24 protein-coding genes and 1 riboswitch are annotated in these 21323 nt (G+C 57.3%); of the genes, 12 read left to right on the forward strand and 12 right to left on the reverse strand.

Annotated features, from left to right (window positions below; all coding sequences use genetic code 11):
- Positions 1 to 21: 21 nt before the first annotated feature.
- A complete protein-coding gene (locus tag ACSJLU_RS13955) occupies positions 22 to 261 on the reverse strand; it encodes a YoaH family protein (protein WP_025303152.1) in 240 nt (79 codons plus the stop codon).
- Between the two features lie 70 nt (positions 262 to 331).
- Positions 332 to 1333: a glycosyltransferase gene (locus tag ACSJLU_RS13960; RefSeq protein WP_049209167.1), complete on the reverse strand. Its 1002-nt coding sequence runs from the start codon at positions 1331 to 1333 to the stop codon at positions 332 to 334.
- Between the two features lie 525 nt (positions 1334 to 1858).
- Here ACSJLU_RS13960 and pabB point away from each other — a divergent pair.
- The 3 genes from pabB to sdaA all read left to right on the forward strand — a co-directional run bounded on the left by pabB (position 1859) and on the right by sdaA (position 5618).
- Positions 1859 to 3232 (forward strand): aminodeoxychorismate synthase component 1, encoded by a 1374-nt coding sequence (gene pabB / locus ACSJLU_RS13965; protein ID WP_043143602.1) that lies wholly within the window; start codon positions 1859 to 1861, stop codon positions 3230 to 3232.
- Positions 3229 to 3807 carry a CoA pyrophosphatase gene (locus ACSJLU_RS13970; protein WP_025303155.1) on the forward strand — a complete coding sequence of 193 codons (579 nt, stop codon included), beginning with the start codon at positions 3229 to 3231 and terminating at the stop codon, positions 3805 to 3807. The genes pabB and ACSJLU_RS13970 overlap by 4 nt, the downstream gene beginning before the upstream one ends.
- Positions 3808 to 4253: 446 nt before the next feature.
- Complete coding sequence (gene sdaA, locus ACSJLU_RS13975; RefSeq protein WP_025303156.1) at positions 4254 to 5618, forward strand: L-serine ammonia-lyase; 1365 nt, start codon at positions 4254 to 4256, stop codon at positions 5616 to 5618.
- On the opposite strand, the gene ACSJLU_RS13980 is transcribed toward sdaA, so the two are convergent.
- Positions 5599 to 5901 carry a hypothetical protein gene (locus tag ACSJLU_RS13980; RefSeq protein ID WP_164064165.1) on the reverse strand — a complete coding sequence of 101 codons (303 nt, stop codon included), beginning with the start codon at positions 5899 to 5901 and terminating at the stop codon, positions 5599 to 5601. The two genes, sdaA and ACSJLU_RS13980, sit on opposite strands and share 20 nt — an antisense overlap.
- Between ACSJLU_RS13980 and ACSJLU_RS13985 the strand changes: the two genes are divergently transcribed.
- Positions 5887 to 7473, forward strand: coding sequence for an EAL domain-containing protein (locus ACSJLU_RS13985; protein WP_025303157.1), 1587 nt, complete (start codon positions 5887 to 5889; stop codon positions 7471 to 7473). The genes ACSJLU_RS13980 and ACSJLU_RS13985 overlap by 15 nt on opposite strands.
- Positions 7474 to 7489: 16 nt before the next feature.
- Here ACSJLU_RS13985 and ACSJLU_RS13990 read toward each other — a convergent pair whose 3' ends face one another.
- Positions 7490 to 9034 carry a TerC family protein gene (locus ACSJLU_RS13990; protein WP_025303158.1) on the reverse strand — a complete coding sequence of 515 codons (1545 nt, stop codon included), beginning with the start codon at positions 9032 to 9034 and terminating at the stop codon, positions 7490 to 7492.
- A 562-nt stretch (positions 9035 to 9596) separates the two neighbouring features.
- Here ACSJLU_RS13990 and manX point away from each other — a divergent pair.
- The 5 genes from manX to mntP all read left to right on the forward strand — a co-directional run bounded on the left by manX (position 9597) and on the right by mntP (position 13762).
- Complete coding sequence (gene manX / locus ACSJLU_RS13995; RefSeq protein WP_197819127.1) at positions 9597 to 10556, forward strand: PTS mannose transporter subunit IIAB; 960 nt, start codon at positions 9597 to 9599, stop codon at positions 10554 to 10556.
- Positions 10557 to 10611: 55 nt separating this feature from the next.
- Positions 10612 to 11412 (forward strand): PTS mannose/fructose/sorbose transporter subunit IIC, encoded by an 801-nt coding sequence (locus tag ACSJLU_RS14000; RefSeq protein ID WP_015378156.1) that lies wholly within the window; start codon positions 10612 to 10614, stop codon positions 11410 to 11412.
- Between the two features lie 15 nt (positions 11413 to 11427).
- Positions 11428 to 12270 (forward strand): PTS mannose transporter subunit IID, encoded by an 843-nt coding sequence (locus ACSJLU_RS14005; protein ID WP_015378157.1) that lies wholly within the window; start codon positions 11428 to 11430, stop codon positions 12268 to 12270.
- Between the two features lie 50 nt (positions 12271 to 12320).
- Positions 12321 to 12779, forward strand: coding sequence for a DUF986 family protein (locus tag ACSJLU_RS14010; protein WP_342096341.1), 459 nt, complete (start codon positions 12321 to 12323; stop codon positions 12777 to 12779).
- A gap of 218 nt (positions 12780 to 12997) precedes the next feature.
- A riboswitch (yybP-ykoY riboswitch) is annotated at positions 12998 to 13181 on the forward strand.
- 11 nt (positions 13182 to 13192) lie between these two features.
- Positions 13193 to 13762 carry a manganese efflux pump MntP gene (gene mntP, locus ACSJLU_RS14015; RefSeq protein WP_025303161.1) on the forward strand — a complete coding sequence of 190 codons (570 nt, stop codon included), beginning with the start codon at positions 13193 to 13195 and terminating at the stop codon, positions 13760 to 13762.
- A gap of 61 nt (positions 13763 to 13823) precedes the next feature.
- Here mntP and rlmA read toward each other — a convergent pair whose 3' ends face one another.
- Positions 13824 to 14642 carry a 23S rRNA (guanine(745)-N(1))-methyltransferase gene (rlmA, locus tag ACSJLU_RS14020; RefSeq protein WP_025303162.1) on the reverse strand — a complete coding sequence of 273 codons (819 nt, stop codon included), beginning with the start codon at positions 14640 to 14642 and terminating at the stop codon, positions 13824 to 13826.
- A gap of 161 nt (positions 14643 to 14803) precedes the next feature.
- Between rlmA and pgeF the strand changes: the two genes are divergently transcribed.
- Positions 14804 to 15520: a peptidoglycan editing factor PgeF gene (gene pgeF / locus ACSJLU_RS14025; protein WP_025303163.1), complete on the forward strand. Its 717-nt coding sequence runs from the start codon at positions 14804 to 14806 to the stop codon at positions 15518 to 15520.
- 52 nt (positions 15521 to 15572) lie between these two features.
- Here pgeF and cspE read toward each other — a convergent pair whose 3' ends face one another.
- The 3 genes from cspE to ACSJLU_RS14040 all read right to left on the reverse strand — a co-directional run bounded on the left by cspE (position 15573) and on the right by ACSJLU_RS14040 (position 17655).
- Entirely contained in the window at positions 15573 to 15782 is a 210-nt protein-coding gene (gene cspE, locus ACSJLU_RS14030; RefSeq protein WP_002221949.1) for a transcription antiterminator/RNA stability regulator CspE, read from the reverse strand.
- Positions 15783 to 15823: 41 nt separating this feature from the next.
- The gene (locus tag ACSJLU_RS14035) at positions 15824 to 15940 is read right to left on the reverse strand and encodes a DUF2627 domain-containing protein (RefSeq protein WP_002211058.1); all 117 of its coding nucleotides are present in this window, start codon (positions 15938 to 15940) and stop codon (positions 15824 to 15826) included.
- A 680-nt stretch (positions 15941 to 16620) separates the two neighbouring features.
- Complete coding sequence (locus tag ACSJLU_RS14040; protein ID WP_025303164.1) at positions 16621 to 17655, reverse strand: MBL fold metallo-hydrolase; 1035 nt, start codon at positions 17653 to 17655, stop codon at positions 16621 to 16623.
- 220 nt (positions 17656 to 17875) lie between these two features.
- Here ACSJLU_RS14040 and ACSJLU_RS14045 point away from each other — a divergent pair, with 220 nt between their 5' ends.
- Entirely contained in the window at positions 17876 to 18166 is a 291-nt protein-coding gene (locus tag ACSJLU_RS14045; RefSeq protein WP_025303165.1) for a hypothetical protein, read from the forward strand.
- A gap of 45 nt (positions 18167 to 18211) precedes the next feature.
- Here ACSJLU_RS14045 and ACSJLU_RS14050 read toward each other — a convergent pair whose 3' ends face one another.
- The 3 genes from ACSJLU_RS14050 to ACSJLU_RS14060 all read right to left on the reverse strand — a co-directional run bounded on the left by ACSJLU_RS14050 (position 18212) and on the right by ACSJLU_RS14060 (position 20362).
- Positions 18212 to 19573: an amino acid permease gene (locus tag ACSJLU_RS14050; protein WP_319868818.1), complete on the reverse strand. Its 1362-nt coding sequence runs from the start codon at positions 19571 to 19573 to the stop codon at positions 18212 to 18214.
- Positions 19574 to 19748: 175 nt separating this feature from the next.
- Positions 19749 to 19985, reverse strand: a complete 237-nt coding sequence (locus tag ACSJLU_RS14055; RefSeq protein ID WP_025303167.1) for a DUF4060 family protein — start codon at positions 19983 to 19985, stop codon at positions 19749 to 19751.
- Between the two features lie 74 nt (positions 19986 to 20059).
- A complete protein-coding gene (locus ACSJLU_RS14060) occupies positions 20060 to 20362 on the reverse strand; it encodes a phage protein NinX family protein (protein ID WP_004927682.1) in 303 nt (100 codons plus the stop codon).
- A gap of 169 nt (positions 20363 to 20531) precedes the next feature.
- Between ACSJLU_RS14060 and fos the strand changes: the two genes are divergently transcribed.
- Positions 20532 to 20939: a fosfomycin resistance glutathione transferase gene (gene fos, locus ACSJLU_RS14065; protein WP_197770690.1), complete on the forward strand. Its 408-nt coding sequence runs from the start codon at positions 20532 to 20534 to the stop codon at positions 20937 to 20939.
- Between the two features lie 39 nt (positions 20940 to 20978).
- On the opposite strand, the gene ACSJLU_RS14070 is transcribed toward fos, so the two are convergent.
- Positions 20979 to 21257 (reverse strand): YebO family protein, encoded by a 279-nt coding sequence (locus ACSJLU_RS14070; RefSeq protein ID WP_025303169.1) that lies wholly within the window; start codon positions 21255 to 21257, stop codon positions 20979 to 20981.
- Positions 21258 to 21323 lie beyond the last annotated feature (66 nt).

The following is a 21323-nucleotide window of genomic DNA, read 5'->3' on the forward strand; positions in this document are numbered from 1 at the left end:
GCTTGCGCGGCCCCGATAACATCAATAGTCTTCGTCTTCTTCAGCATCGTCATCCCGCGACGCCTCCGGTGCGGCATCCTGCTGCTCGTCTTCGTCATCGAACAGCACCGCAACCTGAGCGCCCTGATGCTGCTCACGAATTTCCTGCGCAACGCGAGCAATGGCCTCACCGCTGCTCATGCCCTGTTCCATCAGCTGATGGATGCGATCCGCCGCTTCCTGCTGCTCCGCGTGGCTCAGTAATGGCATACCTGCATGCATGTGTCGTTCTCTCCGGCAAAAGGGAGAGCGAGTATACGCGCTAACGCGGCGGATCCCAACGTCTTGTGGCTCAGGCCGGTTGCGAACAGCCGTTATCGCTGCGCCACTGCTTCAGGCGATGCCGCCACAGCATGACATGCCACCCCTGCTTCAGGCCGCGCGTATTGGCGAACATCGCTCTGTCGATGCCGCGCTGATAGAACTCTTCGGTAATCTGACTCTGGGCGGCCGGATCCGGCTCACGACGGATACTGTGACAAATGCCCAACGCCTCACGGGTGATTTGCCAATGGAAAGCGGGACGAATGGCGACAGTGCCCGCATAGCGCCGGTTGAGCCGCTCCAGCATTTCGACGATTTTCATATAGTGACGCTGATACTCTACGTTCGCTTTGCCGGTGCGACGACGGTTACTGATCGACTTGTCGTGCACCCGTTGCCGGTACAGCGGCGTGCTTAAATATTTGACCCGTTTGGCATTAAACATGACCTCCGTCGTCCAGGGAATATCCTGGTGATGCAACCCCGGCTCAAAATAAAGCCGATGCTGGCGAATAAAATCGAGGCGATATATTGCCAGCCATACAACATGAATAAACTTTCGCGACTTCAATGCACGTTCGAACCACTGAACGCCAGTGATAACGTCGGTAGTGCGTAAACGCGCCTCGGGAAAAATCGGCTGTAATTCGTCTTGGCTGGTAAAATAGCGTTCACCATTACATTGCATCACGTCTAATTGGTGTCGTTCTGCCTGTTCCAACAGCGTGGAATACATCTCCGGCGCCAATAAATCGTCGGCGTCCGGAAACGCCACATATTTACCTCGGGCAACGGCGAGCCCGGCATTACGTGCATTAGAAACGCCGGCATTGGCTTGATCGATCACGCGAATATGCGGATGCACCGCCGCGTAACGGTGCGCGATCTCTCCCGAACCGTCGGTGGAACCATCGTTGACGATGATCACCTCCAACCGTTGCTCGCGCTGGGCCAGCAGCGAGACCAGGAACGGCTCCAATAACTCCCCCGCATTGTGCATCGGGACGATGACGCTCAGCATTAACGACATAGGTAGCTCTTCAATAATAATGTAACAAAATGATAATTTTATTTTTTTAAAAAATAGAAACCGCTTCAGCGCACGAGCGAAATAAAACGCGAACCTTCACATTTCCGCCGCAGGCCAAATAAGATTAATCTTGTTTGTCTTTTCATGCTTTCGACAAGAAAAGCGTTCCACAACAAGGAATAACTTTCACAAGACGGCCACCATGAAAAAACACAGGCAAAACCGTTTCGCATCGCCAGCTTAATAACAGCAAGCAACAATAAAAGTATGAAATTAACGAACCTTTTTTATATTTCTCGGGTCTTGCGCCCTCGATGAATAAACGTCCAGTGCATTTGACGTTAAATTTTTAACATATCGAAGTATAATCAATGGCGCAAAAAATGCCTTATCTCAGGTTTATTGAACTGCCGTTTATGTGAACTGTGCTCCATGTCGCGCGTGGCAAAACATGCATGACGTGACCGTCTATGGCACACTAGCCGCCAGATATCGCCGTCCTCACAGCCAGGTTTATTGACGTTCATGAGCGTAACCGCCCCAAACATAAAATCTTTGCCCTACAGCCGCAGTGCCCTGATGACGCTTTTCGCCCCGATTTCAACCCACCCGTGGGCGATGCTGCTGCATTCGGGCTTCGCCGACCATTCGCATAACCGCTTCGACATCCTGGTCGCGCAGCCGTGCGTTACGCTCACCACCCAGGGCGCCAGCACGAAAATAGAAAGTGACGGCGTCACTATTCAGTCGAAGGAAGATCCATTCTCCCTGCTGCAGCAACACCTGGTGGCGCAAGGTTGGCAACCGGCGTTTAACCCGGATCTGCCATTTCAGGGCGGCGCACTGGGGCTGTTCGGCTACGATCTCGGGCGGCGGGTGGAAAGCTTGCCGCAGTTGGCCGCAGCCGACCTCGCCTTGCCGGACATGGCGGTGGGCATTTATGACTGGGCGCTGATCGCCGATCACCGGCTGCAAACCCTGACGCTGCTCAGCTATGGCGACGTGGAACAGCGCTGGTGCTGGCTCAATAGCCAAACCGCGCCGACAGAACGCCCTTTCACGCTGCTGAGCGACTGGCGCGCCAATATGAGCCGGCGGCAATACGGCGAGAAATTCCAACGTATTCAGCGCTACCTGCGCAGCGGTGACTGTTACCAAATTAATCTGGCGCAACGGTTCTCCGCCGACTATCAGGGAGATGAGTGGCAGGCTTTCTGTCGATTGAGCGCCTGCAACCGCGCGCCGTTCTCGGCCTTCCTGCGCCTGCCGCACAACAGCGTACTGAGCGTCTCTCCCGAGCGCTTCCTGTGGCTGGAGCAGCAGCGCATCCAAACCCGCCCGATCAAGGGCACGCTGCCGCGGCTGGCGGACGCGGAACAGGACGCCGCTCAGGCTCGCCGTTTGGCCGATTCCCCCAAGGATCGCGCTGAAAATCTGATGATCGTCGATCTGCTGCGCAACGATATCGGCCGCGTCGCTCAGCCTGGCAGCGTACGGGTGCCGGAACTGTTTGCCGTGGAGCCGTTTCCCGCCGTGCATCACCTGGTGAGCACTATCACCGCAACCCTGCCGGAACAGACCTCGGCGGCCGAACTGCTGCGCGCCTGCTTCCCCGGCGGCTCGATCACCGGCGCGCCCAAGGTGCGGGCGATGGAAATCATCGAAGAGCTGGAGCCGCAGCGCCGCAATGCCTATTGCGGCAGTATCGGTTACCTAAGCGCCTGCGGCACCATGGACACCAATATCACCATCCGCACGCTCGTCACCGAAAACGGCCGCATCCACTGCTCCGCCGGTGGCGGCATCGTGGCGGACAGCCAGGAGCAGGCGGAATACCAGGAGACCTTTGACAAGGTTGGCCGTATTCTGCCGCAGCTTGGGGAGTGTGCCCTGTCGTGATCCCATCGAACACACCGGCCTCACTGCACGCCTTTATCAGCCGTTTTCAACTGCAGCTGCCCCAGGCGGCGCAGATCTCGCACAATGTGCGCCCGGCGGCGGTGCTGATCCCGATCGTCTGCCGCGCAGAGCCGACGCTGCTGTTGACCCGCCGCGCCGACTCGCTGCGCAAACATGCCGGCCAGGTGGCCTTCCCCGGCGGTAAAACCGATGCCGAAGACGGGTCGGCGATCGTCACGGCGCTGCGAGAAGCGCAGGAAGAAGTGGCGATACCACCGCAGGCGGTGACCGTCCTCGGCCAAATGGCGCCGCTCGACAGCAGCACCGGATTTCAGGTCACGCCCATCGTCGGCCTGGTCTCGCCGGATGTGCAGTTCCACGCCAATGAGGGTGAAGTGGCGGACGTGTTCGAGATGCCCTTGAGGGAAGCGCTGACCCTGTCGCGTTACTATCCGCTGGATATTCATCGCGCCGGCCATACGCACCGCATTTACCTCTCCTGGTATCACAGCCAGTTTATCTGGGGGCTGACCGCAGCCATCATTCGGCGTCTGGCGCAGCAGGTCAGTATTTAGCCCATATTACGTGATCTGACTCGCAATCTGGCATGGCCGACGGCCTCCGCTGCCGGTAAAGCGATCGAAATCACTTCATTTGAACGCTTTTTCAACTACCGTTCCGATTGAATGGTTTTAAAAAAACTGTAAACCCTCTCTTAAACCTTACGAAATACCTGTAAAATACCACCGTCCGAGATAAACCACTGTAGAAACAGGGATTAAGCCGGCGGCGTTCAGCACGGAAAGCTGGCGCGATTACCGCTAATGGAGCTTGGGCGAAAGCGGATACCTCGCATAAGGGTTCGCCCCGGGTAATCAGTAAAAAAAGCGACACCACGGATTATTTAATTTCATGCGAAAAAGGCAGCCGAACCCGCACGGCCCTTTTACAATATCGCTGTTCCCTGCGCGGTTTTTAACCGCCGCAGCCATAACAATACGTCTCTTTAAGGAGTTTTAGCGTGATTAGCGTTTTCGACATGTTTAAGATCGGCATCGGCCCGTCCAGCTCTCATACGGTTGGACCGATGAAAGCCGGCAAACAGTTTGTCGACGATCTGGTAAATAAAGGCCTGATGCCTTCTATCACGCGTGTTGCCGTAGACGTTTACGGCTCACTCTCATTGACCGGTAAAGGTCACCATACCGATATCGCCATCATTCTCGGCCTGGCCGGCAACATGCCGGACACCGTCGATATCGATAGCATTCCTGGCTTTATTCGCGATGTAGAACAACGTCAACGCCTGATGCTGGCCAACGGCCTGCATGAAGTCGATTTCCCACGCGACGGCGGCATGGTCTTCCGCAGCGACAACCTGCCGCTGCACGAGAACGGCATGCAAATCCACGCCTTCGCCGGCGATAAAGAAGTGTACAGCAAGACCTATTACTCCATCGGCGGCGGTTTCATCGTCGACGAGGAGAACTTCGGTAAGGACGCCGAGCAAGAGCTGCAAATGCCTTATCCATTCAACTCCGCGCGCGAAATGCTCGACCACTGCCGCGAGACCGGGCTGTCACTGTCCGGCATGGTGATGCAGAACGAACTGGCGCTGCACAGCAAGCAAGAGATCGAAACCTACTTCGGCAACGTCTGGCAAACCATGCGTGCCTGTATCGATCGCGGTCTGAACACCGAAGGCGTGCTGCCGGGGCCGCTGCGCGTACCGCGCCGTGCTTCCGCGTTGCGCCGCATGCTGGTGGCGTCGGACAAACTGTCCAACGATCCGATGAACGTGATCGACTGGGTCAACATGTTCGCACTGGCGGTTAACGAAGAAAACGCCGCCGGCGGCCGCGTCGTCACCGCGCCGACCAACGGTGCCTGCGGCATCGTGCCTGCGGTGCTGGCTTACTACGATCACTTTATCGAGTCCGTCAGCCCGGATATCTACATCCGTTACTTTATGGCAGCGGGCGCCATCGGCGCGTTGTACAAGATGAACGCGTCCATTTCCGGCGCCGAAGTCGGGTGTCAGGGCGAAGTCGGCGTGGCCTGCTCCATGGCGGCCGCAGGCCTGGCTGAACTGCTGGGCGGCAGCCCTGAGCAGGTCTGTGTGGCGGCAGAGATCGGCATGGAACACAACCTGGGTCTGACCTGCGACCCGGTCGCCGGCCAGGTACAGGTGCCGTGCATCGAGCGCAACGCCATCGCCTCGGTCAAGGCGATCAACGCCGCCCGCATGGCTCTGCGCCGCACCAGCGAACCGCGCGTTTCGCTGGATAAGGTGATCGAGACCATGTACGAAACCGGCAAAGACATGAACGCCAAGTACCGAGAAACGTCACGCGGTGGCCTGGCAATCAAGGTGCAATGCGACTGACAGACAACCCCGCCGCCCGGCGGGGTTTTTTATGGGCAATCAATTCATTGACCGCTTTTAGTGACAATGTCACCAGAAAATATCCTGCATTTTTCTCATCGATCCAGCGGTTAGCCTGCAAATTGACCTTCTGTTTTGCCAAATCGAAATAATTTACTGAGTTACCATCAATCTTGTATAACCTCAGGCTAGAATTAGCCGAGCGCAACTTAAGGAGCTGTGGCCTGACTGTGACTCGGAGCTGGATTACCGAACAAGGATTTACCGGATGTTGATGACCCATCTCGCCGCGTCCCAATATCGTTACTACCGTTGGCTGCTGGCCGGAGCGGTGGGCGTGGCTATTCTGTTGGTATCGCTGTATACCCGTTACTATCAAGAGGTCAAAAGCATCGAGCAGAGCCAGCAAACGTTGGCCACCCGCACCGTCGGTAAAATTGACCAGCTGTTGTCCCCCGCGCAGCTGCAGGCGGAACGCAGTATGGACATGCTGGAACAACCCTGCGAGAACGTCTCATCGACCCTGCGCTTTCGCGCCGCGCAAAATCAGGCGCTGCGCGCCATGCTGCTGGTAAAAAATGGCATCATCTACTGCTCCAGTCTGTTTGGCGCCCGACATTATCAGTTGGCTGCAGTGCTGCCGATTTTCGTCAACAGCAACGTCAGGCTGGCGCTGCGCCCTTCGTTGGCGGTGAGCAAAGGACTGCCCACGTTGGTGATGTGGACACCCTCCCCCGGCGATAGAAGCAGCGGCGTGCTGCACGTCTTCAATATCGAGCTGTTATCGAACTTTTTACTCGAACCCCAGGAGCCTTATGTTCAGCGCATGGTGCTGAACGTAGCCGACAGCAGCCTGGAATACGGGCGCCGCGAAATCCTGCGCCGCGACACCCTGACCAACGATCTGCGTTACACCGCCGGTTCCGAGCGTTACCCGTTCTCGATTTCGCTGTTCGGCCCGCAGGTCGGCATGTTGGCGTTTTCCGCACTGCCGCGCCATATCCCGCTGGCGCTGCTGATCAGCCTGCTGGCGGCCTATGTGGTCTACCTGCTCACCGCTAACCGCATGAGCCTGTCTTACCACATTGGCCATGCTATTACCCATCGGGAGTTCCGCGTTTACTGCCAACCGATCATTCACAGCGATACCGGGCGCTGTGCCGGCGTAGAGATGCTGCTGCGTTGGAAAAAGAAGCGGCAGGGGTGGATCTCGCCAGACGTGTTTATTCCGTTGGCCGAGCAGCATGACCTCATCATTCCGCTCACTCGCTATCTAATGAACACCGTGACGGAAAATCTGCAGCTGTTCCCGCCACGACCGTCCTTCTACATCAGCATTAACGTTGCTGCCGAGCATTTTAAAACGCTCAACATCATCGACGATATCCGCCAGATTTGGCTGCCGGCACATCCGATGCCCTCATTGATGCTGGAGCTGACCGAACGCACCGCGCTGTCGGCGATCCAGTATGACCAGATTCGCACGCTGAAAGACATGGGGATCATGCTGGCTATCGACGATTTCGGCACCGGCCACAGCTCGCTGAGCTACCTGAAAAACCTCAGCCCGGACGTGTTGAAGATCGACCGCGGGTTTACCGCGGCCATCGGCACCGACGCGGTCAACGCCACGGTGACCGACACCATCATTACGCTGGCGCAGAGGCTGAAGCTGAAACTGGTGGCAGAGGGGGTCGAAACGGAGGAACAGGCCGACTATCTGCGCTCACGCGAGGTCAATGCCCTGCAGGGGTATTATTTCGCCAAGCCGATGCCGATCCACGTTTTCCCGCTGTGGTTGCAACAGTACGAATCGCGCGTCAGGAAAGCGGAAGAGGATCCGCCGGAGGCCTGAGCCCCCGGCGGGAGGGTTACGACTGCGTCGGCTCGTCAAAGACGACGCGGGTAACACGCACCAATTCGATGCGATAGTCGGAGACCTCGACGATATCGAAACGCAGGTGGTTCAGTTCAATGGTGTCCCCCACCACCGGCATCTGGCCGTAGTGAGCCAACAGCAGCCCCGCCAGGGTGGCGTAGTCTGCGGTTGGGCTGACCAGGTCATCGCAGGCCAGCGCCTGTTCCAGCGAGTGCAAATCGGTTCCCCCCTTCACCAGCCAGCCGTCGCCTTCCGCCACGATATCCGGCGTTTCATCCTCGTCCGGGAACTCACCGGCAATCGCTTCCAGCACGTCCAGCGGCGTCACCAGCCCCTGCACAACGCCAAATTCATTGGTGACCACCACCAGACGCCCTTTGGCGCGGCGCAGCACCGCCAGCAGTTTGATGACGTCCATGGTTTCCGGCACCACGATCGGCGGCGTGCGGGCGGCAAACTCGGCAATATCTTCACCCTGCTCCAGCGCCACCAGCAGATCCTTGGCGCGTACCACGCCGACGATCTCATCCACCGAGTCGCGACACACCGGGAACAGACTGTGTGGCGTATCCAGCAACTGGGCGCGCACCTCCTCGCGGGAGCGCTCGCAGTCGACCCAGGAGATGTCCGTGCGAGGCGTCATCACACTGCGTAATGAACGCGAGGCGAGCGTCAACACGCCGCTGATCATATAACGCTCTTCCGCCGCAAAGGTTTCATCCCTCGGCAAAGCGACCTCATCGTCCGACTGCTGCGCGCGCTGCTGCCCCATCAGGCGCATGATCGCTTCCGCGGTGCGCTCGCGCATCGGCCGACGCGCTTGATGCTTGATGAAGTTGCGACGCGCGATCTGGTTGAACAATTCAATCAGGATCGAGAAGCCGATCGCGGCGTACAGATAGCCTTTCGGAATATGCAAACCGAAGCCTTCGGCGATCAGGCTCAGGCCGATCATCAACAGGAAGCTCAGGCACAGCACCACGATGGTCGGGTGCGCATTGACGAAGTTGGTCAATGGCTTGGATGCCAACAGCATCACCGCCATCGCGATCACCACCGCCGCCATCATTACCGGCAGATCGTTCACCATGCCTACGGCGGTAATCACCGCATCAAGCGAAAACACCGCGTCCAGGATCACGATTTGCACCACCACCGCCCAGAACTTGGCATAACCGCGGTTGGCGCCATCCTGGTGCGTCTGCCCTTCCAGCCGCTCATGCAGCTCCATGGTGGCCTTGAACAGCAGGAATACCCCGCCGAACAGCAGGATAAGATCGCGGCCAGAGAAGCTGAAATCGCCGACGCTGAACAGCGGTGTGGTCAGGGTTACCATCCAGGAGATCACCGACAGCAGGCCCAAACGCATCAGCAACGCCAGCGACAGGCCGATAACGCGCGCCTTATCGCGCTGCTTCGGCGGCAATTTGTCGGCCAAAATGGCGATGAACACCAGGTTGTCGATGCCCAGGACGATTTCCAGCACCACCAGCGTAAGCAACCCCGCCCAAATAGAGGGGTCCATTAAAAATTCCATATCAGACTCCAGAAAAAAGTGGGAATGAGCGCTCGCCGCTCAGACGTGACGATGCCGCCGCTGCATGGGCGCAGTCGACAATAGCAAGGTGACGGGATGGGGTTACCGGGAGATGGCCGAAGGGCCGAACAGCATATACAACGCCAGCAGGTGGCGGGTGAAACCTGGAAAAACAGTAACTTCGGTGACAGTCCATAGGGAGGGCTGAGGCCCTTCACTCCTTAGTGATGAAAGAAGAAATTACTGTATCAGGATTTTTCTGGGGGACAAAGCGGCTTTTTCAACGGCGGTTTAGGGTGGCGCCACACCATATCGTCTGCGACAGCTAAGATTTCTCCGAGCATTCAATAGCGGAGCAGCGTCACAAAAAATATTTTTTCACTCACTAAAATAAATCTCGCGTTCGTGAAGTATCACGCACAGGCATTTGAAACTGCGTGAGAAATGTTAGGCGTGCGTTTCTTTTTTTCTACCATAATGTATCTGAACCGCGGAAGTGACTGCCAAGACGGCGCGGAGAAACGACACACACCGCGTCTGGAGTTCAATGAGGAGGTAGCGAGTGGCAATAGCTATTATCATCGGCACACACGGGGCTGCAGCGGAACAACTGCTGAAAACGGCGGAGATGCTATTGGGCGAGCAGGACAACGTCGCCTTTATAGACTTCGTTCCCGGTGAGAATGCCGAAACGTTAATCGTCAAGTACAACGAAAAAATCAATGGGTTGGATACCAGCGGCGGCGTGCTGTTCCTGGTGGATACCTGGGGCGGCAGCCCGTTCAACGCCGCCAGCCGCATTGCGGTCGACAAAGAAAACTATGAGGTCGTCACCGGGGTCAACATCCCGATGCTGGTGGAAACCTTCATGGCGCGGGACGACAACCCCGCTTTCGATGAACTGGTGGCGCTGGCGTTGGAAACCGGCCGTGAAGGCGTGAAAGCGCTGAAAAAACCGCAGGAAGAACCCGCAAAACCCGCAGCACCCGTCGCCAAAGCCGCTGCCCCTCAGGCGCCGCTGGGGCCGAACGACCACATGAAAATCGGCCTGGCGCGCATCGATGATCGCTTAATCCACGGCCAGGTCGCTACCCGCTGGACCAAAGAGACCAACGTCAGCCGCATTATCGTCGTCAGCGATGAAGTCGCCGCCGACCATGTGCGCAAGACCCTGCTGACCCAGGTTGCCCCGCCGGGCGTCACCGCCCACGTGGTGGACGTGGCGAAGGCCATCCGCGTCTGGAACAACCCGAAATACGCCAACGATCGCGTGATGCTGTTATTCACCAACCCGACCGACGTCTGGCGTTTGGTGGAAGGCGGCGTGGAGATTACATCCGTCAATATCGGCGGCATGGCGTTCCGCCAGGGGAAAACCCAGGTGAACAACGCCGTTTCCGTCGATGAAAAAGATATCGAAGCGTTTAAGAAACTGAACGATCGCGGTATCGAGCTGGAGGTGCGTAAGGTCTCGTCCGACAGCCGGCTAAAAATGATGGACCTGATTAACAAACTCAATTAGTGGCGCCAGCCGCTAATTATTTTACTCAGAGCTTTTTGGTCATAGGAGAAGTGCAATGGAGATCACCACTCTTCAGATTGTGCTGATATTTATCGTTGCCTGTATCGCCGGGATGGGTTCCGTCCTCGACGAGTTCCAGTTCCACCGTCCGCTGGTCGCCTGTACCCTGATCGGCTTTATCCTCGGCGATATGAAAACCGGCATCATCATCGGCGGTACGCTGGAAATGATCGCCCTGGGCTGGATGAACATCGGTGCGGCCGTCGCGCCGGATGCTGCCCTGGCGTCCATCATCTCGACCATTCTGGTCATCGCCGGCGGGCAAAGCGTCGGCGCCGGTATCGCCCTGGCCATTCCGCTGGCGGCGGCCGGCCAGGTATTAACCATCATCGTGCGTACCCTCACCGTGGCGTTCCAGCACGCGGCGGATAGCGCAGCGGAGCGCGGCAGCCTGCGCGCCATTAGCTGGATCCATGTCGGCGCCCTGCTGCTGCAGGCGATGCGTATCGCCATCCCGGCGGTCATCGTCGCCATCTCGGTCGGCACCGCCGGGGTACATGCCTTGCTCAACTCGATCCCGGAAGTGGTCACCAGCGGCCTGAACATCGCCGGCGGCATGATCGTCGTGGTCGGTTACGCAATGGTGATTAACATGATGCGCGCCGGCTACCTGATGCCGTTCTTCTATCTCGGTTTCGTTACCGCCGCCTTCACCAACTTCAACCTGGTGGCGCTCGGCGTCATTGGCGTGGTGATGGCCGTGCTGTATATCCAGCTCAGCCCGAAATACAACAAGTCTCAAGTTGTACAGGCCGGCCCGGCTAACGCGAACGATCTCGATAACGAACTCGACTAGGAATAGGTGAGAGAAATGGTTGATACAACTGCTCAAAAGAAACTCACGCCGGCCGATATTCGCGGCGTATTCCTGCGTTCGAACCTGTTCCAGGGTTCATGGAACTTCGAACGCATGCAGGCGCTGGGTTTTTGCTTCTCGATGGTGCCGGTGATCCGCCGCCTGTATCCGGAAAACAATGACGATCGCAAACAGGCGATCAAGCGTCACCTGGAGTTCTTCAACACCCACCCTTACGTGGCGGCGCCGGTGCTCGGTGTGACCATGGCGATGGAAGAGCAACGCGCCAACGGCGCGCCGATCGATGACGCCGCAATCAACGGCATCAAGGTCGGTTTGATGGGGCCTTTAGCGGGCGTCGGTGACCCGATCTTCTGGGGCACCGTGCGACCGGTGTTCGCCGCGCTTGGGGCGGGCATCGCCATGAGCGGCAGCCTGCTTGGACCGATCCTGTTCTTCGTGCTGTTCAACCTGGTGCGCCTGCTGACCCGCTACTACGGCGTGGCCTACGGTTACCGTAAAGGGGTCGATATCGTCAACGACATGGGCGGCGGCTTCCTGCAGAAACTGACGGAAGGAGCGTCCATTCTCGGCCTGTTTGTCATGGGGGCGCTGGTCAACAAGTGGACGCACGTGAATATCCCGCTGGTGGTGTCCAAGATAACCGACCAGACCGGGCATACCAACGTCACCACGGTGCAGACCATCCTCGACCAGCTGATGCCGGGCCTGGTGCCGTTGCTGCTGACCTTCGCCTGTATGTGGCTGCTGCGCAAGAAAGTCAACGCGCTGTGGATCATCATCGGCTTCTTCGTCATCGGTATCTTTGGCTATTGGATTGGCCTGCTGGGCCTGTAATCGTTCGAAACGGCCGGGGGGCAACCCCCGGCTTTTTTATGGAGCAAGAGATGTCACTGACCGACGCCGTACTGATGCTGTTTATCGCCCTGCTGTTGCTGTATTCGCTGTACGACGAATTCGGCTTGGATCTGCTGAAAGGTAAAACGCGGCTCAAAGTACCGCTTAAACGCCGCCACCGCCTCGACAGCCTGATTTTCGTCGGCCTGATCGCCATTCTGATTTACCGCAATGTCACCGACAACGGTGCGGTATTAACCACCTATCTGCTTATTTCTTTGGCGTTGCTCGCCATCTATATTTCTTATATTCGCGCTCCCAAGATGGTGTTTAAAGCGCACGGTTTTTTCTTCGCCAATGTGTTTGTCGAATATAACCGCATTAAAGCCATGAATTTATCGGAGGACGGCATTCTGGCCGTCGACCTGGAACAGCGCCGGCTGTTGGTTCAGGTGACCCACCTGGACGACCTGGAGAAGATTTACCACTTTTTTGTTGATAATCAATAAATAAAGAAAAATTAACGTTATTTTAGCTCAAACCTTGCGCTGCTTGTGGGTAATTAATCGGCAGCGCAATCTCCTTTCTGACTATTATTTCTGCAACATTGTTACCCCTGGCTACATTATATTCCCGCATGAAATTAGATTAATGAAAACGAGTCTCAATTAAGAACAAACATTGCCATAGAATAAGGTTGTCCGTGGCGGAAATAATATGATATGGTTGCGCCGTCATTGGGGAGTAGCCGGTTTCTGGAGAATAAAAAGCCAGAAACGCCCGTATCAACATACTCGTTTCGCCGTAAGAAACGTGGTGCGGGCAGCCAGGTAAGGTTGGCGAGACCATAGACACGTAACTCCGTCGTTTGGTTGGGGGTGGGTTACGTGTATATGGAGCCACCCGGCCGAGGCTATTTCACATGAACCTTTCAGCAACGCTTATTCTCGCTTTTGGCATGTCCATGGATGCTTTCGCCGCGTCGATCGGCAAAGGTGCCAGCTTGCATCAACCCCGTTTCCGCGAAGCGATCCGCACCGGCCTGATCTTCGGCGTGGTCGAAGCGATCACCCCGCTCATCGGTTGGGCCATCGGCCTGTTCGCCAGTCAATACATCATGGAATGGGACCACTGGGTCGCCTTCTCGCTGCTGTTCATTCTCGGCATGCGCATGATCGTCGAAGGGGTACGTAACAAGCCCGATGAAGAAGAGAAGGTCAAACGTCATGGTTTCTGGTTGCTGGTCGCCACCGCCATCGCCACCAGCCTCGACGCGATGGCCATCGGCGTCGGTCTGGCTTTCCTGCAGGTGAACATCGTGCATACCGCGATGGCCATCGGCTGCGCCACCATGATCATGGCGACGCTAGGCATGATGATCGGCCGCTTTATCGGCCCGCTGCTGGGCAAGCGCGCCGAAATCCTCGGCGGCGTGGTGCTGATCGGTATCGGCGTCAACATTCTGCTGGAGCACCTCGGCTACCTGGCCTGAAGCGCTCGCTTTGAAAAAAACCTGCCGCGGCAGGTTTTTTTGTTTTTGAGTTCAAGGCCCCTTAAGCGCGACGTCGGTACAACGCCAGCACGAAGTCCGTCTCGCACACAAACTCGCCGCTCTCGGCCAACCGCTGTTGCACCTCCGGCGTGGCGCGCCAGGCGAACGGCGTCATCTGCAGCAGATTGGCGGCCTGCGTGCCCGGTAGGGTCATCGTATAGGCCAGCGCCTCTTTGCGCTCGCAGTCGAATCCGGCGAACTGTTCATCCTGTTCGGCATGCAGCTGCACCTGCTGGTACACCTGCTCTTTCAGCTGGTACAGATGACGCGGGCCCGGCGACACCGTCAGCACCACGCCGCCCGGCTTCACTACCCGTGCCAGCTCCTCCGCCTTGCAAGGTGCATAAATGCGCAAGACCGCATCCAACGCCCCATCGGCGAACGGCAAACGGTGACTGGAAGCGACGCAGAACGAGACCGCCGGATAACGTTTAGCGGCGTAGCGGATCGCCACCTTGGCGACATCCAGCCCATTGACCGCCATATTGCGCTCCTGGGCCAGCCTGGCGGCCACCGCGGCAGTGTAATACCCTTCCCCACAGCCTATGTCCAACAACGCGCCAGCATCGGCCGCCAGCGCCAAATCCAGCCACTCGGCCACCTGCTCTTGCAACGGCTGATAATATCCACCGTCGAGAAACGCTCGCCGCGCCTGCATCATTTCCGCGCTGTCTCCCGGCTGCTTCGATCGCTTGTGCTGTACCGGCAGCAGATTGACGTAGCCCTCTTTGGCCTGATCGAACTGATGATTGCCGTCACAACGCCAGTGTTGTGATGAAAAATGCAGCGATTGATGACACAGGGGACATTGATAAGACATGAATGGGCTTCCAGAGAGACAGGGCGCGGCTAGTCTAAAGAAGGCGCCGGTTTGATGCAAGGCGCATCCCCACTCGCTTTCGCCGCCAACAACACCTGGCCAAGCGGGGAAAAAGCTGGCTACACTGAGAGTCTGTTTTCTCACGCAGGTGAACATAACTTATGAGCGATCGTTCCGCGCTGCTCGATGCGGTGCCCCACATTCAGCACGGCTTCGGCAGCAAACTCGCGCTGCTGCCAGGGCATCTGCTGCCCTACAGCGCCACGCTGCCGGAAAAAAAGCAGGTACACGGCACCCGCATCGTCGACGTGCTGCAACCGGCGCAGGCGTGCGGCGAGGCCGATGGTTTTTATACTCGCCAGCCCGGCATTCTGATCAGCGTACTGACGGCGGACTGTCTGCCGGTGCTGTTCAGCCGCCGCGACGGTGGCGCTATCGCGGCGGTACACGCCGGCTGGCGCGGGTTACTGGACGGCATTCTGGAGCAGATGGCGTCCCGCATTCGCCAAGATGGCGACACCGCCGATTGGGTGGTGTCTATCGGCCCCGCCGCCGGCCCATGCTGCTACGAAGTCGATGAAGCGCTGGTGGAAAATTTTAAACAGCGCCTGCCGCTGCCCGCCACGCTGATCAGCCCGCATTACCGGCATCTGGATCTGGCCGCAATTGCCGAATACAAGCTGACGGCGCTCGGTTTCGCCGCCGTTGACCGCGCCGGCAGTTGCACCATCTGCACGCCGGACGTCGACCCGCAGCGGCCGCAGCGCTTCAAATACACCAGCTATCGCCGCAATAGCCACCGGCGCGCGCAGGATCCGACGCATCCGGGAATCAAAGGCCGTAACCAGTACGCAGGCATCGTCATCGCCGCCGGATGACGGAAACGAAAAAGCCCGCGCGAAGGCGGGCTTTTTGTACAGCTGACGCTGATTAGATAGCAGTAACGTTTACTGCAGATGGGCCTTTCTGGCCATCTTGGATTTCGAACTCAACGTTCTGGCCTTCAGCCAGGGTTTTGAAGCCGTTACCCTGGATTGCAGAGAAGTGTACGAACACGTCTTTGCTGCCGTCAGCCGGGGTGATGAAACCGAAACCTTTAGACTCGTTGAACCACTTAACTTGACCTTTGATCTTTGCCATCTTGAGTATTTCCTTTGGATTGTTTAAACCGCCCGTGGGCGTTACATAGACAAACTAGAGTCGTTACTGCTTGAGGCACTAAGATAAGGATCGGCAGAGAAGCGGTATTCAACGCTAACGTCTTTACTCAGAACTTCTTTACTGAAAATGCCACACATATACAGAACTGTACCTCGTTTTACCCAGATGCGTTATCACATACTCTGTATGCGATGGCAAGCCATTTTTAATCACTGAACGACATGTCGCACATATTTGAAACGGTCGAGAGCCACATTTGCTTAAATAGGCCAAAAGATGTTGAAGCATCGGCTATTTTCTGCTTGCTAAAACCACCGCACCAGACCCCGCATTCTGGTGGAGTTTTAACAAAACTTTCATCGTTTTGTCGCATGTCCGTCTCGTCATTTCCGCTTTTTTGCCGCTTATAGCGTTAAAAAATTTGAATCTTTATGGAATTTGATATGCAACATTTGAATATCGATGAACGGGGGCCAATTTATTCATCGCTGCTCCGACCCTTTACCGTCGAAAACGCATCATCATCAGCCTTCAGCCCTGCCGCCACACCGCGCGAGCAGGAGCAGCACACAGGCGGGCGATGATGTTACCGTCCTGCACAACGGTTGCATAAGCATGCAACGTCCAGACGCCTCTCCCGCTGGCCAGTGGCTTCATCCTAAATAATCCGAAAACCATGAGTCCGAATAGCCGGAATAATCTTATGAATAGCAAAAGTGTGGCGTTGAATTAAATCCTGAAGATCGGGTGGTTATTTGAATCACCACCCGCACTTATCAATTTTGCTAATTACTGCCGCGCTTTCAAACCGTTGCTCTTATTCTTTCCTCTGTACCGCAGGGCGAAGAGACCACGCTTGCTGAGAATCCTGCAACGCGATGCGCTCGCCAATCTTCAGCGGGTGGAATTGATGCTGTTCAAGCCCCGCCTCACTCAGCGCCAGATTCAACTGCTGCGGCGGTTCGTCCAGCGACTCATCCGCCAATTCGAATACCCCCCAATGGATGGGAATGGCGCGCGGCTGATTGAGTTGACGGTACAGCGTCACCGACTGCTGCGGATCCATATGCTGCTCCTGCATAAACCAGCGCGGTGCGTAGGCGCCGATGGGCAGCGCCGCCACGTCGAACGGCCCCAGCCGTTGACCAATCTCCGCCAGCCGTTCCGAATAACCGCTGTCGCCGGAAAAATAAAACCGCAGCGCCGGATGGTGGATCACCCATCCGCACCACAGTGAGCGATTGCGATCCCACAGCGTGCGCATGCTCCAGTGCCGCGCCGGCGTGGCGTAGACCGTCAGCTCGCCCAACGGCAGACTTTGCCACCAGTCCAGCTCATGCACCTTCAGCCGATAACGGCGGAACCAGCGCTTCAAGCCGAGCGGCACGATGAACTCGGCCTGAGGGAAACGCCGCGCCAATTGCCGCACCGTGCGCCTGTCAAGGTGGTCATAATGGTTATGGGAGATCAGTACCGCATCCACCGCCGGCAGTTGCTCCACCGTCAGCGGCGGCGGCGTTCTGCGCTTCGGGCCGTAAAAGCTCAGTGGCGATGCACGTTCGGACAACACCGGATCGATCAGGATATAGCGCCCGCTCAACCGCAGCAGCATCGAGGCATGCCCCAACCACCAGACGCTGTCGTCGTTGCCGCTGAGATCGGCAGGCTGCCACCAGCGTTCGGTAAATTGTGCGTAACCCTGCTGCGGCGGCTTGGGCAATCCCTGGCGCTTGCGTTCATCTTGCCAACGTTGAAGGTCCCCCTCCTGACGCCGCGAAGGTTCCAGGTTGCGAAATCCCTCCGGCGTATGATGCGCCTTGGCCGCGTCGTAATAACGGTTGATTCTTTTCATCCAGCCTTTTCTCCCGACCACTGCGCCCTGCACGGGCATGACTTTCAGTGTAACAAACCCGATGAAGCTCGCACTTTGTCAGCCGTGCGCTGCATCTCGGGACCTTTTGCCGTATGCTGTTGTCTCACTCCGGTGAGACAGCCAGGGCCGCCAAGAGCCCGTTAAGACTCTCTTAAGATCTTTGTGATTGACTTGTAGGGCATACAGAAAAGGAGAAGTTATGAGTCGTTCTACATCCCGCAAATCAGGCTCAAGCCTGGGGCGCCGTATTCGCAGCGCGCTGCTGGCGCAGAAGCAATACTGGAAAATGTATTTCGCCATGAAGTTGCGCCGTCTGCGCGTACCTGCACCGCTGGTGCTGCTGGGCGGTTCGCTGCTCGGATTCTTCATGTTGACCCTGCTGATGCTCAGCGTGGTGGCCATCGACGTGATCAGTACTCTGCTGCTGCTGTGCCGGAAACTGCTGGGGCGGGGTCACGCTGAGGGGCGCGCCTTTATGCCGCGCGGCTGACGAGAAAAGCGCGGAGGCGCAGACTACGCCTCCGCTGCATACCGTTTAGCGCTTGGCGCCTTTACGGCGCGTCAGCATAAACCCGCACCACAGCACCGCAATCCACACCGGCATCAGCAACACCGAAATGCGTATCCCTTCGCTGAAATACATAATCACCAGAATCAGGCCGAGGAACGCCAGGCACAGGTAGTTGCCGTACGGATACCACAGCGCCTTAAAGCTGGGAATGACGCCCTGACGGTTCTTGGCAGCGCGGAATTTCAGGTGTGCCAGGCAGATCATCACCCAGTTGATCACCAACGTTGAAACCACCAGCGCCATCAGCAGCTCAAACGCCTTACCGGGCATCAGGTAGTTAATCAGCACGCCGATCGAGGTAATCAACGCCGACAGCGCGATGGACAGCACCGGCACGCCGCGCTTGTTAACGCGCGTCAGCGCCTTCGGTGCATTGCCTTGGCTGGCCAGCCCGAACAGCATGCGGCTGTTGGCGTAGACACCGCTGTTGTAAACCGACAGCGCGGCGGTCAATACCACCACGTTGAGCACGGTTGCCACCAGGTTGCTGTTCAGCGCATGGAAGATCAACACGAACGGGCTACCGCCCTCCACCACTTGCCCCCACGGATAGAGCGACAGCAGCACAGTCAGCGAGCCGATATAGAAGATCAGAATGCGGTACACCACCTGATTGGTGGCTTTAGGAATGCTGCGACGCGGATCGGCGGCCTCCGCCGCGGTGATGCCGACCATTTCCAGGCCGCCGAACGAGAACATGATCACCGCCATCGCCATCACCAGCCCCGAGAAGCCGTGCGGCATAAAGCCACCCTGCTGCCACAGGTTGGTGATGCTGGCCTGTGGCCCGCCGTTGCCGCTCGCCAACAGCCAGGCGCCGAACACGATCATGCCGACAATCGCCACCACCTTGATGATGGCGAACCAGAACTCGGTTTCGCCATACAGGCGCACATTTACCAGGTTAATCAGGTTGATCAGCACGAAAAACAGCGCGGCGGAGGCCCAGGTGGGGATCTCCGGCCACCAGTACTGAATGTAGATGCCGACGGCGGTCAATTCCGCCATGCCGACCAGAATGAACATCGCCCAATAATTCCAGCCGGAAAGAAAGCCGGCGAAGTCGCCCCAATACTTATAGGCAAAGTGGCTGAAAGATCCGGCGACCGGCTCCTCCACCACCATTTCTCCCAGCTGGCGCATGATCAAAAACGCGATAAAACCGCCGATGGCGTAGCCCAACAGCACGGCGGGGCCGGCCATCTTGATGGTTTGCGCAATGCCGAGAAATAAACCGGTGCCAATGGCGCCCCCGAGGGCAATAAGCTGTATATGTCTGTTTTTTAAGCCGCGTTTTAGCGGAGTATCCTGATGCTGACCGCCCATCTTATCCTCATATGGCGTACACCCTTGCCGTTATCGGCCAAGATATCACCAATCAATAAATGTATCTGCGGGCGGCTTTTTAACACTTAACCCCGTGAGCATCAAGGAGAAGCGCCCCGAGACGGCGTAGCGGAGCGCGATTTTTTAACCGTGAGAAAGCGTGAAATGGCGGCGTTCAGCCAGGCATGCCGCACAGTTTGGTCAGGTTGCGCGCGCCTATCATCAGCGTGGCGACATAAGATTGGCGACGCGTGACCACTTCCACCGCCACGCGATCGTTTTGATATTTTATCAGGTAGGTCGAGGGCCAACCCTGACGACGCTGGCCAAAGCTTTCGGCATGACGATCGATCGCCGCATGGGCAATCACCAGATGAGACAAGTTTTTATCACCTTTGATAATGCGCTTCATAAACAGCCTCCGCCAACGACAGCTCTGTTATTAGAAAAAGGAGAAACTCTTACCAATCACCGGTATTGTTCGACTCAGTTAGCCTGCCGGCTCATCAGGAAGCAGATCATCGCCGCGCGCAGCGGGCTGGCGCTGTCCGCCTGCCATTCACCGCCCTGGGTGCTCATGCGCGCCTGCCACTGCGGGCTGTCGCTTTGATTGTCGGGGTTCAGACTGATTTTGTTGGCGCAAATGATCGGCCAGGCATCGGAGGGATTCTTGCAGTAATCTTTACCTTTCACGCCACCGTAGGGATACCACTTGTCCGGGTTCTCTCCGGTCAGCAGCGCGATGCTGCGATTCACTTCGGCATCGCTTTCTTCGTACCATTTAATCATCGGCTTCATCCATCTTTCGTAAGGTTCGCGCTACATTACGATGTCTGTAAGACAGTTTTATGACAGTGCCGCCGGTTTTCACATTATCTGAACTAATGTTTTGCTCCCTTTAACTTTTCTCCCCTTCTGCGTACACTTTTCCTCTGTTTAGCGCCCAGGAAACGCACGCATGTTGACCGGCCTCAACCACCTGACGCTCGCCGTCAGCGATCTCGATCGCAGCTTCGATTTTTATCGTCATCTGTTGGGGTTTACCCCTCACGCCCGCTGGCAAGGCGGCGCCTATCTGTCGTTGGGGGCGTTGTGGCTGTGTCTGTCATTGGATGAGGCCCGCATGCGACCACGGGAGCGTGATTACACCCATTACGCCTTCAGCGTCGCGCCGGAACACATTGAACGGGTCAGCGAGCGGCTGCGCCAGGCCGGCGTCGAAGAGTGGAAAAGCAATCGCAGCGAAGGCGAATCGCTCTACTTTCTCGATCCCGATGGGCATCAGTTGGAGATCCATGCCGGCGATCTGGCCAGCCGCCTGGCGGCATGCCGGGAAAAACCGTATCAGGGCATGGTGTTTTACTGAAACGCCCCGGCGACGCTGCCGCCGGCCGGAGCATCATGTTCAACGTTCGGGGATAAAACCTTTGAAATCCAGCGCGGGGCTGAGATCGTCGTCGTCAGCCGCAGCGGCGCCGTCAGCGCCTGCGCTGTGCGCCAAACGCTTCAACAGCGCCGTTTGCTGGCGTTGTTGCTCGGCAATTTCCTGCAGCAGGCGAATCTGCTCGTTGGCGCGCACACTGGCGCGGTTCACCAGGAACCAAACCCACAGCCCGGCCAACAATGCCACAACGGCGAGCGCCAGCGACAACAGGCCGTTCTGGCCAAAACCTAAATCGTACATGGACAACCCTATCTACTGCGAAATTCAGGCCGCCATCTTAGCACTCGCGGCGGCCGTGCGAACATC

It is taken from the genome of Serratia bockelmannii (assembly GCF_051803255.1).
Taxonomy (GTDB): Bacteria; Pseudomonadota; Gammaproteobacteria; order Enterobacterales; family Enterobacteriaceae; genus Serratia; species Serratia bockelmannii.